A 17,590-nucleotide genomic window follows, 5' to 3' on the forward strand; every position below is an offset into this window, starting at 1 on the left:
TTTAAAAGTGAAATTAAGTAGGATAAACGATTTATTCACTTTTCATTCACATTCATCAGCAATCCTAGAAAAAAGCGGATAAACGAAACTAATCTAACTGAGGTTTCAAACGAATATTTAAACTAATACGGTTCCAACTCACACTAGAAAACTATAGTTTTTTCCTATTTGGAAATTAATAAAGCTTCGTTTTAAACTTACTGATTTTTATAGGAGATGTTGTGATGAATTTCAGTCCAGTTAAAAATGCAATCGGTGTCATTTCTACCCGTCAGGCAGTAACACAGGTGCTTGATGAACTCAGAGCGATTGACTTTCCCATGCAGAAAATTTCTGTGTTCACTTTAGACTCTGAAGACGAAAAGTTGCACGAGGATACTAAAACGGATAAACATCTCATCACTCCTATCGAAGGTGCTAAAGCAGGTGCAATTACAGGAGGAACAACCGGAGGCTTACTGGCACTAACAGCTGGACTTGGCGTATTAATTATTCCCGGTTTTGGCCCGGCATTAGCGGTTGAATCTGTGGTGGGTACACTGCTGGCGGGTGGAGCGAGTGCAATTTTTGGCAGTGTTTATGGTGCATTTCAAGGTTGGTTTGCTCCCGAAAGGCAAGCTAGACTCTGTGAGCCAAGCACCTGTCAAGAAAAATTTTTGGTGAAGGTAGAGGGAACAACAGATGAAATCTGGCAAGCAGAATCGATTCTCCGTGACTGGGGTGTGCAGGAATGGCAGATTTATGAACTTAGCAAAAGATTCTCGTAATAACACCAATTTCAAAAAAAAAGATACAGATTCAAACAGATAAATCTAGATTAAATCTGTTAATTACTAATTATTTTTTGGAGACGAAAATGACAGCAGATACGATCGCTACAAATACTTTTGCCCAGACAACAGAAGATTTACTCAACTATGAATGGCATACTCTGAGCGAACAAAAGGTTGTACAAACCTTAGCCAGCCATCCCGAAGCAGGTTTGACCCATGAAGAAGCTACCAAACGACACCAGCAGATGGGTGCAAATCAACTGACTGCTAAAAGTGGAAAAAGTTTTTGGCTACGATTTTTAGAGCAATTTAATCAACCACTACTATATATTTTGCTGACGGCGGGAGTGGTGACGCTGCTGCTGCGAGATTGGCTAGATGCGGGAGTAATTTTTGGTGTCACCCTAATTAATGTCATTATTGGCTACATTCAAGAATCGAAAGCAGAAGGTGCGATCGCAGCTTTATCCAAAGCTGTCACTACCGAAGCAACTTTGATTCGTGATGGTCAAAAAACCCGTCTAGCTTCGACTGAACTTGTTTTGGGTGATTTGGTATTGCTGGCATCTGGGGATAAAGTACCCGCCGATCTGCGGCTATTAAGTGTGCATGGGTTGCAAGTTGATGAGTCTGCCTTAACAGGCGAATCCGTTCCGGTGGAGAAAGAAACGGCATCAGTGCCTATCGAAACACCTTTAGCCGAACGGAGCAATATGGTTTATGCCGGAAGTTTCGTCAGTTTTGGACAGGCAGAAGGGATTGTAGTAGCGATCGCAGATGCCACAGAAACCGGTCGCATTTCGCAGTTAATTGAAAGCAGCACAAATCTGAAAACACCACTGACGCGAAATATTGACAAATTTAGCAAAAGCTTGTTGTATGTCATTTTAGGTTTGGCTGCCCTGACATTTGCAATCGGATTAGGACAAGGCGAATCTTGGATTGATGTTTTCAAAGCGAGTGTGGCTCTGGTAGTCAGCGCGATTCCCGAAGGATTACCTGCGATTGTTACCGTCACTTTGGCGATCGGAGTTTCCCGAATGGCACGACGTAAGGCGATTATTCGCAAGCTACCTGCTGTGGAAACCTTGGGAAGTACCACTGTTATTTGTTCTGACAAAACTGGGACGTTAACTGAGAATCAGATGACGGTTCAAAAGATTTATGCGGGTGGACAACATTACACCGTTAGCGGTATTGGTTATGCTCCAGATGGTGAAATCCTGATCAATCAACAACCTGTTAATTTCAATGCAGATGGACATCTTGCTCTTTGGGAATCCCTGGAAGCAGGATTGCTCTGCAATGATTCTCATATCGAATGGGGAGATGGACAATGGGACTTAGTAGGAACCCCAACCGAGGGAGCATTGATTACGGCTGCCAATAAAGTGGGATTGACGCAAGCCAATCTAGAGCAAGAATTACCTAGAATAGACACCATTCCCTTTGAGTCCCAATTCCAATACATGGCGACTTTGCATGAATTAGATGCAAAGCGATCGCTCAATGTCATTTATCTCAAAGGTTCTGTAGAGGCAATTCTCCAACGATGCGATCATATGTTCGATGCTCAAGGACAACAGGTTGCGCTCAATCCTGCCGCAGTGGAAGAGGAAGTTGCTGGCATGGCAAACCAAGGGTTACGAGTGCTAGCTTTTGCCAGCAAAGAAGTTGCCACTAAGCGATCCTTTGATCGCAATGATATCGATCAAGGACTGGTGTTTCTGGGACTTCAAGGCATAATCGATCCGCCCCGTGAGGAAGCGATCGCCGCAGTGAAAGCCTGTCAATCTGCTGGAATTCAGGTAAAAATGATTACAGGCGACCATGCACTAACAGCAGCTGCGATCGCCCGTCAAATGGGAATTTGCTCGACTGAAGCACAAGTTTTCACCGGACGGCAATTAGCTCAGATGGATGAAAAAGAATTCGCCCAAGCGGCTGAACAAGGTATGGTATTTGCGCGAGTTGCCCCAGAACAAAAGTTGCATTTGGTGAAAGCGTTGCAGTCTCAGGGTGAAATTGTTGCCATGACTGGAGATGGTGTTAATGATGCTCCCGCTCTCAAGCAAGCAGATATTGGTGTAGCAATGGGTATAGCCGGGGCAGAGGTTGCCAAAGAATCGGCGGATATGCTTCTAACTGACGATAACTTTGCCTCAATAGAAGCTGCTGTGGAGGAAGGGCGCGGGGTTTATCGCAACTTACGAAAAGCGATCGCCTTTTTGCTGCCGATTAACGTTGGCGAATCTATGACCATTTTGATTGCCATTCTTTTGGCAACTGTGCTTCCCATTTTACCAATCCAAATTCTCTGGCTCAACATGGTCAGTTCCGTAGCGTTGATTGCTCCCCTTGCCTTTGAGCCAAAATCTGGACAGGTGATGCAACAACCACCGCGCAACCCCAGAGAAAGACTTTTATCGGGTGGATTGCTCCAGCGCATCATCGCAATTTCCGTCTTCAATTGGCTGGTAATTTTTGGGATGTTTCAATGGATACTGCAAACTACAGGTAATGAGCCATTGGCGCGAACGATGGCAATTAATGGGCTGGTGGCAGCAGAAGTCTTTTACCTGTTAAGCATTAGCCAGTTTTTACCATCTCTAGCTGTGAGAATCCAAAGTAAACGCACACCCGTAGCCTATGCACCTGCGATCGGAATTGTGGTTGTGGTGATTTTACAATGTCTGTTCAGTCAGTGGAGCATGATGAATCAAGTGTTTGACACCACACCTTTAACATTTATTCAAGCTCTCATTTGTATGGGTGTAGGTTTGCCAGTGGTATTTATAGCTCTCATCTTGCAGCGTTTCGATCCGCTCAACTAGGGATATAGGACTTTTTTGGTAGTTTCATCCAATGCCAGATGATTACGTTAGAGCTACACCCAAATAAATTAAAAACTCCATCGGTACATTTTGCTGGGTATGATATTTAATCTGCAAGCATTTACCTAGTAATAACCAGCTATGACCCAGAACTACCGCATTACTCTACTCCCCGGCGATGGCATTGGCCCTGAAATTATGGCAGTGGCGGTAGATGTGCTGAAAGTCGTAGGGAAGCAATTTGATCTGAAGTTTGAATTCCAAGAAGCACTTATCGGTGGTGCAGCAATTGATGCTACTGGCGAACCTCTACCATCTGCCACTCTAGAAACTTGTCGTAACAGTGATGCTGTATTACTCGCAGCCATTGGTGGTTATAAGTGGGATTCTTTGCCATCCAATTTACGCCCAGAAGCAGGTTTGTTAGGGCTACGCGCAGGTTTGGGATTATTTGCCAATTTGCGCCCAGCGAAAATTTTGCCCCAGCTAATTGATGCCTCGACTTTGAAACGCGAAGTTGTGGAAGGCGTGGATATTATGGTTGTGCGCGAACTCACTGGTGGGATTTATTTCGGTAAACCTAAAGGGATTTTTGCTACAGAAACCGGTGAGAAACGCGGTGTAAATACAATGGTTTACACTGAATCGGAAATTGAACGTATTGGGCGGGTGGCGTTTGAAGCGGCAAAAAAACGCGGTGGAAAACTTTGTTCGGTGGATAAAGCCAACGTATTAGAAGTATCTCAGTTGTGGCGCGATCGCATCACCCAACTTTCTGAGGAGTACCCAGATATCGAACTCTCTCATTTATATGTAGATAATGCTGCTATGCAGTTGGTACGCGCTCCGAAACAGTTCGATACTATAGTCACAGGCAATTTGTTTGGCGATATTCTCTCTGATGCTGCTGCCATGCTTACCGGTAGTATTGGGATGTTACCCTCAGCCAGTTTGGGCGCTTCTGGGCCTGGTGTGTTTGAACCAGTTCATGGTTCCGCCCCAGATATTGCTGGACAGGATAAAGCCAATCCTCTAGCACAGGTTTTGAGTGCGGCGATGATGCTACGCTACGCCTTAGATCAACCAAAAGCGGCAGATCACATAGAACAAGCCGTATTGCAAGTTTTAGAACAAGGCGATCGCACCGGGGATATAATTTCTCCAGGAAAAAACCTCCTGGGTTGCCGTGCTATGGGAGACTCACTCATCAAGGCTCTTGAACAAAAATAATTTTGCAGAGCAACTTGGGCAATTTGGCAACCTTTGCTATAAGTTTCGGGTAGACTAAAGGGAAATCTAGCAATCAAATAACAGTCGATAGTGTACGCATTACGACAGAATCCAGTAAATTTCACCGCCCCAAAGAACCAATCGCCTTTGATTGATCCTGCTGTAATCAGAGCTGCTGGGCAGATATACTATACTCACTGTGAAGTTCATCCCGAAATCGCTGGGCAACCTTCCGGTGTAGCAATTAATCGTGTTAATCATCGAGGTAAGGTTATTTTTACTAACCAACCAGTTCTTTTACCTCAAGAGTGTTTTGTACCCTTAAGTCAAATTGAATCACACATCTATTAGTCATTGGTCATTAGTCATTAGTCATTAGTCATTGGTCATTAGTCACTTGTACTGAGTTTCGACTGCGCTCAACTACCGCGAAGCCGTTCTTAGCGTCTCGCAGAGAAGCATTAGTTATTGACAAAGCACAAATGACAAAGCACAAATGACACAGGACAAATGACAAAGGACTAATGACTGTATGGACATTTTGTTCGCTATTTCAGCGAGTGTAATGGTCTTTGCTTTGGGTGCATCTATTGGCAGTTTTCTCAACGTTATTGTTTATCGGCTACCTGCTGGGTTGTCAATTCTTTGGCCGCCTTCTCGTTGTCCTAAATGCTTAAACCAGCTAAAAGCTTACGACAATGTACCAGTATTTGGCTGGATTTCATTAAAAGGGCGGTGTCGATATTGCAAAAGCAAAATTTCTGTCCGTTATCCTGTGGTAGAAGGGGTGACGGGCATAATTTTTTTAGCGGTTTTTTTAGTATTTCAAGTCTCGATTCTCACAATGGGCTATTGGGCTTTTTGTAGTTGGTTATTGGCACTATCGCTGATTGACCTGGATACAATGACCTTACCTAATCCACTTACTCAGTCGGGTTTAGTGGCAGGAATTTTATTCCAAATGGTGGTCGGTTATCTACCAGAAGGAAGTTCTGTCGCATTGGTAAATCACCTTATGATGGCCATAGTTGGTGCAGTCTTGGGGTTATGGCTATTTGATGCGATCGCCCTATTGGGTTCAATTGCCTTTGGGAAAACTGCAATGGGCGCAGGTGATGCCAAGTTAGCAGCCATGATGGGAGCCTGGTTAGGCTGGAAATATTTGCTCTTAGCTAGTTTTATTGCCTGTGCGCTGGGAGCCTTAATTGGCAGTGGTATTATTATGCGTAAACGGATACTCCTAGATCGAAGCAAGCTACGCACAGCGTCTAGTAAAGAAGCCACTAATGAAGAGACATCGACACACAGGTTAGGACAAAAAATGCCTTTTGGCCCTTTTCTCGCTTTAGGATCTCTGATTACCCTGTTTAGCGGCGAAGCAATTTTGTCTACCTATCTGCGGTTATTTTTTCCAGCGTCTTGAATTGCAGTTGCGAGTATGAAGAGAAAGGGGATAAGGGGAGTAACCCATATCGAATGCCCTTTCATAAGAAAAATTTATAATTCGTGACTGTAACCAACATTACCCCATCGCCCCTTCATATTTTGATAATATTCTGCTTGTGACTTGTATTACCCTCTTGACGACGATTAATCGTTAGCAAGCACAACTTATGCAACAGATGCTGATTGTTCATAACCTAGCAATACGAATCATTGATTTGGGTGGGAGAGGGAGAGCATCTTATTTGGAGGTTGGTATTCTCATCGCTTTGTCAGTACGTCAATATAATTAAGTCTGCTGAAAATAAAGAGCAGGAGACTTGTATTGGTATAAGTATTTTCGTTAAGCTGGCAACCAAAGATGAAAATTAAGGTCTGAATTGCTTAAAAGCGTAGTTTGACGATGTAGTAATTAGTCATTAGTAAAAAAATGACTCATGACTAAGGACAACCCAATACGGTTTGATATGTTTTCGACCTCATACCCACTTAAAATAAAATAAAAAATGGCTAACAACGAAGAATCGCGTGGTTTAAAGTCTCTATTTGATTGGTTTGCAAATCGACGGAAATCAGGATCTACCAGCCTTGAGCGCCAAGAACGTGAAATTGCTGATGGCTTATGGCACAAATGTTCTAAGTGTGGCGTATTGGCATACACAAAAGACCTGAAAGCCAATCAAATGGTTTGTATCGAATGTGGTCATCATAATCGTGTAGATAGCGATGAGCGCATTCGCCAATTGATAGATAATAATACCTGGAAACCTCTAGACGAGCATTTGCGTCCAACCGATCCGCTAGAATTTCGCGATCGCAAACTCTACAGCGATCGCCTGCGGGAAACACAAGATAAAATTGGCTTAATAGACGCAGTTAACACTGGCCTAGGTCAAATCAATGGTTTGCCCATTGCCCTTGGGGTTATGGATTTCCGTTTTATGGGTGGTAGTATGGGTTCGGTTGTGGGAGAAAAACTCACCCGGATGATTGAGCAAGCCACTCAACGACGGTATCCTGTAGTGATTATCTGCACCTCCGGCGGCGCGAGAATGCAAGAAGGAATGCTTTCCCTAATGCAAATGGCGAAAATCTCCGCAGCCCTACAGCGCCATAAAGACGCACGACTATTATATATTCCAGTTTTGACCAATCCCACAACGGGCGGCGTTACCGCAAGTTTTGCAATGTTGGGCGATATCATTTTGGCAGAACCCAAAGCAACCATTGGTTTTGCCGGTCGGCGAGTGATTGAGCAAACCCTACGAGAAAAACTCCCCGAAAATTTTCAGACTGCTGAAGATTTGCTCCAGCATGGTTTTGTTGACGATATCGTACCCCGCACTCAATTAAAGACCACCCTAGCCCAGCTGATTGCTCTACACCAGCCTGTACTAACACCACCTCACATGGTTTTGTGGGAAACAATGTCTTTAACTTCTACCGCCGCAGAATAGAATATGGGGACTGGGCACTGGGGACTGGGGACTGGGAAAGAGGACTTGGGGACAAGGAGAATTGGGGACAAGGGGAAAGACTTGTTGTAAGTTCTAAACTTTTGTCACCTTGTCACCTTGTCACCTTGTCCCCTTGTCCCCTTGTCCCCTTGTCCCCCTGCCCCCATGCCCCCTGTCCCTACTCCCTCATCCTCTCTCCGGTTCTTTGACAAAAACGAGTGGAAGAAGTGCTGCTAGTCGAAATAGACTAGAGAGGGCAAACAACCCTAGCAAGCCTCCAAACTGAGCAAATTGGACGATGAAGCTGCCTATAGTTGCGCCTAAAGCACCACTCCCTCCTGCAACGGCAGCTGCTGTCGCAAAATAGATAGACTGATTTTTAATTGGTGCGATCGCCAATTGTATATTGTTACTACACAAATCAATCGCCGCCCAAGTACCTCCAGCCAAGATGTGTAACAGAGGTAGCCACAACCAAATATCAAAGCGATTAGCACCAATTCCTAGCCATAGTAGTGGTGTAGCTGCAACCAAAATTCCAATACAGATGAGGATGGGACGATTGCCTATCTTGTCTGCTAATTTTCCCCACAAAATCAGCATTAGCAAAGTTGCCCCCGCCTGGAGGCTATTGTAGATAGTTACGTAACTCACATCTAAATCCAGTGTGTCCAGCATATAGAGGTTGAAAAAAGGACTGCTGAGGTTAACAGCAAGATTCCAGAAGCTGAAATACAGCAGAAATCTTAAAAAGTTAGAGTTTTTCCAAACACTCTTAGTTAACTGGTTTTGTGGTGGATGAACTGATTGAGATACTTCAGAAGATTCATCTTTTGCAACCTCTGGCTGAATCTCACTTGTTTGAGTTAACTTGCCATAATAAGTATTTTGCGATCTGGGATTCATATCCACTTGGAAATACTGACACCCCAATCCCGCAATTCCCAAAACAATACTTACCAGCAGAACCACCCCATAGCCTTGCAGAGTTCCACCATACCAATGTGATACAGCTAGACCAGCTATTGGTACGCAAACCAAATTGGTGAGGTTAGCGGCACTATTACGTGTCCCAAAATACCTGCCTCGCAATCTTCGGGGAACTATCATTGCAACCCAACTTAGCCACGATGCGGTTCCTAGTCCTCCCAAAAGATTGCTAAATAAGACAATCAAAAGTGTTAATATCACTAATTGGTGAGTATTAATAACTCCCAAGCTTACGCCTATAATACCGATTACTAGAGCCAGCCATAGCAGCCGACCAATTCCGTGTGTCCGAAGAGAATATTGAAAGCGGCTAGTGCTACGTTCAGACAAGTAAGCACCCAACGGCTGAATCAGATTGACCAACATGGGGATAGAGCAAAGCATCCCAAATACTACTGGACTAGCACCCAATTCCACCAAGAAATTGCTGAGTAAAATCCCGCCAGTTCCAAGAGAGTAAACCGCCGCTAAGACAGAATCCGCAGTGGAGGCTTTTAAACTTGTGCGAATCGCATCCTTGGGAATTCGAGAAGTTGGAGAAAGTGCTGTTGGTGGTAAAGAAATCTGGGGAATTTCCAGAGTCAGTGGCGTAGTTGTTTCAACCTGAACAAAATCCATAATGTATGTTTATGAGTAAAGCATCCTGACATAAATCCGGTTGTCGAAGAACTCAGTATGCTTTTATTAGCATTTTTAATAAGTTTTCGTTATTCTAGCTTGCAATTTTCAACAAAAATTTTAGATAAGTAAATATCACTCCTTAACAACAGAAGGTACAAGTGATCAAACAAAGATTATTTAATTTTTTGGGATTGGTAATGGCGATCGCGATCGCTATTATTGCTTGTCAAAGTCTACAATTGCCAAGCAAACCGTTAGCATCTACCGCAGTTAGTATCAAACTTAGTGGTTGGGGAGGTTCTCCTATTGAGCAAAAACTCTTGAGACAGGTATTGCGAGAGTTTGAGGTACAACATCCAACTATTAAGGTCAAATATGAGGTAATTTCCGACCAATATATGGATGTAATCAAAACTCGTTTAGTTGGGGAAGCAGCACCAGATGTCTTTTATCTCGATGCGCTAGAAGCTCCTTTCTTGATGAGTCAGAATGTCTTAGAACCGTTAGAAAGTTACATTACCCCCGAATTTGACCTAACAGATTTTGAAGATACCCTACTCGATAGTTTCAAATATCAGAATCATATTTATGGTCTTCCCAAAGACTATTCCACCCTTGCCCTGTTTTATAACAAAAAAGCATTCGCCGCCGCAGGGTTGAGTAATCCACCGACTACTTGGGATGAATTACGTAACTACTCGAAACAATTGACAGGCAAACTTAACAAATACGGATTTGGGGAAATTCCCGAATTGGCGCGTCAGGCTTATAAAATTAAAGCCTTTGGTGGGCAACTCATCGATCAAAATGGTTATGCTACCTTTGCGAGTGAAGCAGGTTTAAAGGGTTTAGAGTTAGTAGTAAACCAGTATCAAAAAGACCGTTCCTCTGCCCAAAAATCTGATGTCGGGACAAACTCAGGTAGTGAAATGTTTGGTCAGAGTAAAGTAGCAATGGTGATTGAGGGTAATTGGGCAATTCCTTATTTAACTGAAACCTTTCCCCAAGTAGAGTTTGCTACCGCACCAGTGCCTACGATTAATAACAAAAAAGGCACAATGGTCTTTACAGTTGCTTACGTGATGAATAATCTTGCACAGCACAAAGCCGAAGCCTGGGAGTTGATTTCTTATCTCACGGGTAAAGAAGGAATGCAGAAGTGGACAGGAACAGGGTTTGCTTTGCCAACACGTAAATCAGTGGCAAAGAATTTGGGTTATGACCAAGATGCACTGCGATCGCCATTAGTGGCGGGAGTGGATTATGCTACATCGTGGCAGGTGGGGAAATATCCAGGTGCGATCGTGAATAACTTTGATAACCAGTTTGTCAGCGCCTTGTTGGGGCAACAACCATTAAAGCAGGCGATGATGAAGGCACAGAATGAAGCTAATCAGCAAATTAGGGCGATGGATTAATACTTAGTCTAAGCAATCTTTTTTGCCTCTACCAAATCACTTCTTGTCCATTCCTCAGTTGTTGGTGTAGTTAAATCCTCAAAGTACTTCACTTTACCGCGCATTTCTCCAAATAACTCGTCTGTTGAAGGTGTTTGCGCGTATTTGGAAATTTTCAGGACTGGCTTACCGCGATCAGTAACTACAATTTCTTCTCCCTCTGACTCTACAAGTCGTAAGAACTCAAGAAGTTGAGATTTGAGTTTACTTTTGGAAATTGATTTCATAATAACCATAGTCATGACTATAGTCATATTCTAATAGGGCATAGCCTGAACTATTACTCAATATTTATCGGCTATGACCAAGACTATATGCGATCGCCATTAGTAGGGGGTGTAAGAAATAGCGATCGCCCTATTTCTTACTCTTGAGACTCTACCTTTTGGATAAACTTTTGAATTGCTTGTAAATACGATTTACTTCCAGGTTGATAAATTTGGACATGTTTTCCTTTTGGAATTAATAAAAGTTGTTTGGGTTCAGTAGCAGCATCATATAACTGCTGACTCATATAGGATGGAACAATGCTGTCATCAGTTCCATGAATAAATAAAACTGGAAGACGTAGAGAACGAACTTTAGAAATAGAATCAAACTTTTGTGTTAGCAGCAACTCGATGGGAAACATCCGTAACCAATCTCTATATTTGATTTCCTCTGCCATTGATGTAAATGAGCTTTGCACAATTAATCCACGAGCTTCTGGATGTTTTACTGCCAAATTTATAGCAACTGCTCCCCCCATTGATTCGCCGTAAATGACAATTCTATTAGGAGGTATTTGTTGTGTTTTTACTAAATAATTCCAGGCTATTTGACTATCTTGATAAAGCTGAGACTCACTAGGAAAATTCCCTTTGCTACTACCATAACCTCGGTAGTCAATCACTAATATAGAAAACCCCAACTGTCGCATTGCTTGAAGTCTGCCTATATAATTGTAGTAACCTTTATTATTAGCAGCACCACAAAAGTATAAAAATGTTTTAGGTGATTTTAAAATTTTTACAGGCTCATTTGGAATTAAAGAAACTTTCTCTTTTGGTAATGGTGCTGGAATCCACCAACCATGTATATATTCATTAGAGCCAGTAATAGGTAAACGCACATCTTTGTAAGGAAGAAAAAAGTCGGGTGAACTAGGTAACGTTAATATTTGTGGAGTTGGGCTAAATATCAAATAACGCTGCCGAACAAACAAAAATAGACAAGTTGAAATGTAGGCGATCGCCACAACCCCGATGCTTCTTAGTAGCAGTTTTTTAGTAAAAAATCGCATATTCCTAAAGTTATTTTTCCAACACTACCAAAAGAGCGATGTCTACGATGGGCTACGCCTACGCCATTTTTATTGAGCTATTGCTAATACAAAGCCCATTCTAATTTCAGAGTTTCTAGCTTAGGATTCTTTACACTCATTCTTTTACACTCTTCGATAAATTCCTTGACTTGTTCTTGGTTAAGACTTAAACCACCATCTTGCAGATTATTTATATAAGTAATCACATCTGAAGTTGTTAAAGCTGAACTTATTTCTTCTAGAAGAATAGCATTTCTAACTTCTCGACAAACTAACTCGATATCTGATGACGTAAACTTCATACTTTTCTCTGCCAGCATTTCAAAGTTAACTAACTGATTCATATCAATTTTTGACAGGTAGTGTATGAATAGCTCTATTCTTTCTACTTGAGACGGTGGAAAGATAGGAATCTTCCAATCCAATCTACCGGAACGTTTCAACGCACTATCTATACCACTCAAATAATTAGTAGCAGCTATTACAATTACGTCACTATTTTGAAGATTATTTAGTTCGATGAGTAATTGATTAATAGTTGCTTTTTGGTCTGTGTGGGCGTTGTCTTCGTTACGATTAAACCCAATACTGTCTAACTCATCAATAAATAAAACTGAAGGAGCTTTTTTCTTAGCTTGAGCAAAGATATCTCGAATATTTTTTTGACTTTGACCTATCCAAACACTGACAATATCAGCAGGAGAGAATTTGAAGAAATATCTGCCAGACTCATTAGCAAAAGCATTTGCCAGTAGAGTTTTACCGCATCCAGGTAATCCATAGAAAAGAATTCCACCAATTGAACCCTTGTGTCCCTTAGATTGCAACTTGAGAAGTTTATTTAGTTTTTCTTTTTCTTCGGTTAAACCTTTTACTTGGCTAAAGTCAAGCTTAAATTCTTTAACACGGTTAGTAACTGGATATGCTTGTACTAAACTAGGTTTTTTAACCCCATACTCAAAAGATGGATATTCAATAGAATCAAATGATACTGGAACTAATTGGTGTTTTTCATAATCAGGAGCCATGATTACAACCTGGAAGCGATCGCCATAATATCCAGATAACTTATATTCTAATATTTCCTTAGCTTTTTTTAGTTGGTAATAATTGCGGGCAATCTCAAAACCGGGAATTACCAACCAAAGACTTTCTAGCTTATTTGGCCATACTTTTGATTTTCTCAAAACTCTTTTAAGGGGATCTAAAAAGAGATTATTGTCCTGAAATTCTTGGTATTTGAGAGTTTCTATCTCAACTACCACCTGATTTTTTACATAGACTTCTATAATTTCGCTTTGATACTCTCCATCTTCATCTGATGTATCTTCATCTGATGTTTCCTCATCCCTAGAAGTCAACTCAACCTCACAGCCAATATTAGATAATTCATATCCTATACTTTCTAAGGTTTTAATAGCAAAATACTTGAGATAAATATATTCTTTGCTTTCCTGTTGCCACTTCAGACTGTAAAAATGTTCGGGTTTTATCTTCAATAATAACTGTGATTCTGCCTGTATTTGAGCTTTTTGCAAATCTACAAAATAATCTCGCAAAGATGCGTCATCTTCCTCTATTTGATAATATGGAAGTTCCAGCAGTAGACGAAAATGAGCATATACTTCTTCTTTATGCTCAAGAGAGGCTTCATTTGGGTATTTACATCTGAGAGTAAAAGTAAAAGGAATTTTACTGGCAACTCTATCTACCAAGTATCCTAAAGCATCTTCTTGCTGATGAGCTTGAATTTCTAATACTGATGGACAATGAAATAAAATAAAAAACTGTTCAGAATTATATTTATTGGCAGATAGAGATATCTGTTCAAACTGCTGCTCAAATTTTTCCGAATCAAGCAGCTCTAAACCAGTGTTGCCAAGTATAATACTGGTCATTGTTGAGCGATAAAACTGAAAAATACTAGCATCAGAAATAGAATTCTCTTGTTCATCGTCACAATCTTGATCTGAAGCAAGACTTGTAGGAATTTTTCTAGTGGCAGCTTTTGGGGTACTACTATATCCTCCGTACTGATATTTTCTAATTAATTCATAATTAAAGATTTTGACAACAATATCAGAGAAGAAATCTTCTACCTGTGGAATCAAAAAAATACCTACTGGCTGATGAGAATCTAAACATGATTGGAATCTTTCATATTCTTGCTCTGAGCCAAAATCAAATAAGTAGTAGAAAAAATCATGTTTGACTGAGATTGCCTCTTGTAGTTTGACTGAAATTGATTCAGATTCAGCTACTTTATTGATTGCTTCTACACCTTTAATAGAAATAGCAATTTTTGTATCTAACGGAATATACAAATCTAAGCAAGGATTTGCACAAAGTCCCAATTCATCAAGAGCAGTATTAAAATTATCTATGAATGATTGACTTCTACGCTGGTAGCCAAACTGTTCTATGATAGTTTTTACCCGTAGGCTTTTTTGAGTTTTATCAGTTCTCTGAAGTTCACTTTTAATCGAACGTAAGTAGGCTGTATATGACATTTTGTGTCCTCTTGCTTGAGTCGGGTTAATTAGCATCCCCAAGGAAGCTAAATATATAGTTCCCTAAATGACATAAGTAGCTAACTCATACAACCGATATCTCGTAAATCGCCGTTTTGCGTCTAGGCTTTCCAAAAATAGAAACTTAATTTAATGAGGTTAAATATTTTTTACAGGAGTAGGATCAATAATCATGCACAACCCATCGCTACAGCCGGGTTAGTGCGAGATTAAACGGAGGTTCTGTAGTGTTTGCAATCAACAGGCGGCGGAGTAACCCCAGGTGGAATATCACAGAAGACTTGGCTGGGTATATGTTCATGATGCCCACCATTCTAGTTTTGGGGACTTTTGTAGTCTTACCCATTCTCTACGCCGTTTTTCTTTCCTTGCAAAAAGTCCGACTTCTCGGCGGTATTGAGTACGAGTTCATCGGTTTTCGGAACTTCACACGATTAGCTGAAGATGAAAGGGTTTGGATTGCTTTAAGAAACACAGCACAATACGTAGCTATTGTTGTGCCAACTCAAACAGTCTTAGCTTTAATTCTGGCGGTAACTCTGAATTCTGGGATTCGCGGTAAAAACTGGTGGCGCATCCTCTACTTTTTGCCCACAGTCACCTCTTCAGCAGTGCTGACGCTGATCTTTATGTGGATTTATAACACTGATGGGCTACTAAACGATTTTCTCGCTTTTGTAGGGCTACCTACTTATAACTGGTTGGGAGATCCGGCAGTTGCGCTCAAAGGCATTATGATCATGAACATTTGGTCAACTGCGCCGTTTTTCATGGTGATTTATCTGGCCGCCTTGCAAGATATACCCCAAACACTTTATGAGGCGGCGGAACTCGATGGTGCAAATGAGTGGCAGCAATTTATCCACGTTACCCTTCCCTTGCTTAAGCCTGTAACCTTCTTTGTGGTAGCTGTAGGGGTGATTGGGACTTTTCAACTTTTTGACCAGTCTTACATCTTTTCTGGGGGTACTGGCGGCCCAAATAACGCTACCTTAACTGTGGTGCTGCTAATTTACCAAGCTGTGTTTCGGAATTTACAAATGGGATATGCAGCTGCGATCGCATTTTTGTTAGCAGCAGCGATCGTTGCCATCACTTTGATTCAACGGCGACTTTTTGGAGGCGAACGGATTTGACTAAAATCTCTGGCTTAAAAGTCTTGTTATACGTCTTGCTGACACTCTATGCGATCGTTACCCTTATTCCCTTTCTCTGGGCGCTTTCAGCATCATTTAAGCCGCTAACAGAGATTGTCGGTGGTGAACCCAACTTTTTCCCCAAGAATTTTACTCTTGACAACTACAGGCAAATCTTTCTCCAAGAACCGTTATTTTGGCGCTGGTTGTTCAACAGTGTGGTAATTGCTGTCAGCGTTACCCTTTTAAACTTGTTGTTAAATTCAATGGCTGGTTATGCCTTGGCAAGACTGCGTTTTGTGGGTAAGCGCTTTTGGTTCTTTCTCATCTTGGCTGTGCTGGCAGTACCAGCGCAAATCACCCTAATTCCGACATTTTTGATTTTGAAAGCGATCGGCTGGTTGAATTCTTATCAAGGCATGATTGTGCCTAGCATGGTTAATGCCACTTTTATCTTTATGATGCGGCAGTTTTTTGTTAATTTTCCTAAAGAACTAGAAGAAGCTGCTCAACTCGATGGCTTAAATACCTTTGGAATTTTCCGACATATTGTCTTACCTCTAGCAAAACCAGCACTAGCAGCACAGGCAGTTTTTGTATTCATGGGAAGTTGGAATAATTTTTTACTGCCGATAGTTATCCTGTTTGACCCAGAAATGTTTACTCTCCCTTTGGGGCTGAATACCTTTAAAGGTCAATACATCAGCTATTGGAACTACATTATGGCGGCTTCTATGGTCTTTACCCTACCAGCTTTAGGTATTTACGCCTTTTTTAATCGTTACTTTATTCAAAGCGTTACCTTTACTGGGGGAAAAGGTTAATAGCCATGCCCAATGCCCCATTCCCAATTCCCAATCCCCAATTCCCCATTCCCCAAACAGTATTTTGGGCAACAAATTGCACTCCTAACGTGATATTGGTATTACAGCGACTCAATCTCTATCTATCAGTTAACAAGCATTATGGGTTTTGCAGACCTATCGATCGCAGAGATAGCAGCCGACTACAGTATACCTGTAGAAAAAGTGTTTTCTCTGTGCAACCAACTGGGAATCGCCTACAAACACCAAAAGACCCGTTTGGCGTTAGAAGATGCAAAGGCAATCATTTCCCAAATATCGTTTGAAACACACCCAAAAGGTACTAGCGACTTGGTGGGTGATGACGAGGACACCTAACGGGTGATCTTGGGCTTTAGCTAATCATTGATAGCTAATGACAAAAAACAATGAGTCATTAGCAATTAGCAGCTTGGAGATTGAGAACCGCTTTCTTAGCTGTGTTGAGCGTCAAAATTTTTAAGGGGAAACATGTTTAGAAGACTAATTGGCGTTGTTGTGGCCACTGTTTTACTCTCGTTTCAGTTGCTTGTCGGTAGCGCGACAGCAGTGGAACTAGACAAAGCTACCCGAACAGTGCCATTAAATACTCAAGGTGAGACCACCGTACTTAGCCTGAAACAAGTAAAAGAAGGCAAACGCTTATTTAATTACGCTTGTGCCCAATGTCATGCTGGGGGAGTTACTAAAACAAATCAGAACGTTGGACTTACTCCAGACGATCTGGCACTGGCAACACCCAACCGTAATAACATTGAAGGCTTGGTGGATTACCTGAAAAATCCCACTACTTACGACGGGGAAGAAGAGATTTCCGAAATCCATCCCAGTATCAAGAGTGCAGATATTTTCACAGCAATGCGAAATCTGACAGATGAGGACTTGGAAGCGATCGCTGGTCATATTCTCATACAACCCAAAATCGTTGGCACTAAGTGGGGAGGCGGAAAAATCTATTACTAAATCCTGGAAC

At 41.6% G+C, this 17,590-nt stretch carries 15 protein-coding genes; 11 read left to right on the plus strand and 4 right to left on the minus strand.

Annotated features, from left to right (window positions below; genetic code table 11):
• Positions 1 to 224: 224 nt before the first annotated feature.
• The 6 genes from V7K69_RS04930 to accD all read left to right on the plus strand — a co-directional run bounded on the left by V7K69_RS04930 (position 225) and on the right by accD (position 7,737).
• Entirely contained in the window at positions 225 to 767 is a 543-nt protein-coding gene (locus tag V7K69_RS04930; RefSeq protein ID WP_335031970.1) for a hypothetical protein, read from the plus strand.
• Between the two features lie 89 nt (positions 768 to 856).
• A complete protein-coding gene (locus V7K69_RS04935) occupies positions 857 to 3,607 on the plus strand; it encodes a cation-translocating P-type ATPase (protein WP_335031972.1) in 2,751 nt (916 codons plus the stop codon).
• Between the two features lie 141 nt (positions 3,608 to 3,748).
• Entirely contained in the window at positions 3,749 to 4,837 is a 1,089-nt protein-coding gene (leuB, locus tag V7K69_RS04940; RefSeq protein ID WP_335031974.1) for a 3-isopropylmalate dehydrogenase, read from the plus strand.
• Positions 4,838 to 4,927: 90 nt separating this feature from the next.
• Positions 4,928 to 5,188 (plus strand): hypothetical protein, encoded by a 261-nt coding sequence (locus tag V7K69_RS04945; RefSeq protein WP_012409327.1) that lies wholly within the window; start codon positions 4,928 to 4,930, stop codon positions 5,186 to 5,188.
• Between the two features lie 181 nt (positions 5,189 to 5,369).
• Positions 5,370 to 6,260, plus strand: a complete 891-nt coding sequence (locus V7K69_RS04950) for a prepilin peptidase (protein ID WP_335031977.1) — start codon at positions 5,370 to 5,372, stop codon at positions 6,258 to 6,260.
• Between the two features lie 526 nt (positions 6,261 to 6,786).
• A complete protein-coding gene (gene accD / locus V7K69_RS04955; protein ID WP_163935465.1) occupies positions 6,787 to 7,737 on the plus strand; it encodes an acetyl-CoA carboxylase, carboxyltransferase subunit beta in 951 nt (316 codons plus the stop codon).
• A gap of 186 nt (positions 7,738 to 7,923) precedes the next feature.
• Here the strand turns inward: accD and V7K69_RS04960 are convergent, their stop codons facing one another.
• On the minus strand, positions 7,924 to 9,345 hold the full coding sequence (locus V7K69_RS04960; RefSeq protein WP_335031981.1) for an MFS transporter: 1,422 nt from the start codon (positions 9,343 to 9,345) through the stop codon (positions 7,924 to 7,926).
• 200 nt (positions 9,346 to 9,545) lie between these two features.
• On the opposite strand from V7K69_RS04960, the gene V7K69_RS04965 reads away from it, so the two are divergent.
• A complete protein-coding gene (locus tag V7K69_RS04965) occupies positions 9,546 to 10,766 on the plus strand; it encodes an ABC transporter substrate-binding protein (protein ID WP_335032062.1) in 1,221 nt (406 codons plus the stop codon).
• Positions 10,767 to 10,774: 8 nt separating this feature from the next.
• Here the strand turns inward: V7K69_RS04965 and V7K69_RS04970 are convergent, their stop codons facing one another.
• From V7K69_RS04970 to V7K69_RS04980, 3 genes are all read right to left on the minus strand, one after another.
• Positions 10,775 to 11,032, minus strand: coding sequence for a type II toxin-antitoxin system Phd/YefM family antitoxin (locus tag V7K69_RS04970; protein ID WP_335031983.1), 258 nt, complete (start codon positions 11,030 to 11,032; stop codon positions 10,775 to 10,777).
• A 137-nt stretch (positions 11,033 to 11,169) separates the two neighbouring features.
• On the minus strand, positions 11,170 to 12,087 hold the full coding sequence (locus V7K69_RS04975) for an alpha/beta hydrolase (RefSeq protein ID WP_335031984.1): 918 nt from the start codon (positions 12,085 to 12,087) through the stop codon (positions 11,170 to 11,172).
• 83 nt (positions 12,088 to 12,170) lie between these two features.
• Positions 12,171 to 14,618 (minus strand): ATP-binding protein, encoded by a 2,448-nt coding sequence (locus tag V7K69_RS04980; RefSeq protein ID WP_335031986.1) that lies wholly within the window; start codon positions 14,616 to 14,618, stop codon positions 12,171 to 12,173.
• A 248-nt stretch (positions 14,619 to 14,866) separates the two neighbouring features.
• Between V7K69_RS04980 and V7K69_RS04985 the strand changes: the two genes are divergently transcribed.
• The 4 genes from V7K69_RS04985 (at position 14,867) to psbV (ending at position 17,580) form a co-directional block, all read left to right on the plus strand.
• Complete coding sequence (locus tag V7K69_RS04985) at positions 14,867 to 15,775, plus strand: carbohydrate ABC transporter permease (protein ID WP_335031988.1); 909 nt, start codon at positions 14,867 to 14,869, stop codon at positions 15,773 to 15,775.
• Positions 15,772 to 16,599 carry a carbohydrate ABC transporter permease gene (locus tag V7K69_RS04990; protein ID WP_335031990.1) on the plus strand — a complete coding sequence of 276 codons (828 nt, stop codon included), beginning with the start codon at positions 15,772 to 15,774 and terminating at the stop codon, positions 16,597 to 16,599. The genes V7K69_RS04985 and V7K69_RS04990 overlap by 4 nt, the downstream gene beginning before the upstream one ends.
• A gap of 141 nt (positions 16,600 to 16,740) precedes the next feature.
• Positions 16,741 to 16,956 carry a hypothetical protein gene (locus V7K69_RS04995; protein WP_012409317.1) on the plus strand — a complete coding sequence of 72 codons (216 nt, stop codon included), beginning with the start codon at positions 16,741 to 16,743 and terminating at the stop codon, positions 16,954 to 16,956.
• 132 nt (positions 16,957 to 17,088) lie between these two features.
• Complete coding sequence (psbV, locus tag V7K69_RS05000; RefSeq protein WP_265276118.1) at positions 17,089 to 17,580, plus strand: photosystem II cytochrome c-550; 492 nt, start codon at positions 17,089 to 17,091, stop codon at positions 17,578 to 17,580.
• The last annotated feature ends 10 nt before the right edge of the window (positions 17,581 to 17,590 follow it).

The organism is Nostoc sp. (assembly GCF_036917775.1).
GTDB lineage: Bacteria > Cyanobacteriota > Cyanobacteriia > Cyanobacteriales > Nostocaceae > Nostoc.

Coding starts and splice junctions, on each gene's coding strand:
- V7K69_RS04930 (WP_335031970.1), top strand. CDS start 225: ATGAATTTCAGTCCAGTTAAAAATGCAATCGGTGTCATTTCTACCCGT.
- V7K69_RS04935 (WP_335031972.1), top strand. CDS start 857: ATGACAGCAGATACGATCGCTACAAATACTTTTGCCCAGACAACAGAA.
- leuB (WP_335031974.1), top strand. CDS start 3,749: ATGACCCAGAACTACCGCATTACTCTACTCCCCGGCGATGGCATTGGC.
- V7K69_RS04950 (WP_335031977.1), top strand. CDS start 5,370: ATGGACATTTTGTTCGCTATTTCAGCGAGTGTAATGGTCTTTGCTTTG.
- accD (WP_163935465.1), top strand. CDS start 6,787: ATGGCTAACAACGAAGAATCGCGTGGTTTAAAGTCTCTATTTGATTGG.
- V7K69_RS04960 (WP_335031981.1), bottom strand. CDS start 9,345: ATGGATTTTGTTCAGGTTGAAACAACTACGCCACTGACTCTGGAAATT.
- V7K69_RS04965 (WP_335032062.1), top strand. CDS start 9,546: ATGGCGATCGCGATCGCTATTATTGCTTGTCAAAGTCTACAATTGCCA.
- V7K69_RS04970 (WP_335031983.1), bottom strand. CDS start 11,032: ATGAAATCAATTTCCAAAAGTAAACTCAAATCTCAACTTCTTGAGTTC.
- V7K69_RS04975 (WP_335031984.1), bottom strand. CDS start 12,087: ATGCGATTTTTTACTAAAAAACTGCTACTAAGAAGCATCGGGGTTGTG.
- V7K69_RS04980 (WP_335031986.1), bottom strand. CDS start 14,618: ATGTCATATACAGCCTACTTACGTTCGATTAAAAGTGAACTTCAGAGA.
- V7K69_RS04995 (WP_012409317.1), top strand. CDS start 16,741: ATGGGTTTTGCAGACCTATCGATCGCAGAGATAGCAGCCGACTACAGT.
- psbV (WP_265276118.1), top strand. CDS start 17,089: ATGTTTAGAAGACTAATTGGCGTTGTTGTGGCCACTGTTTTACTCTCG.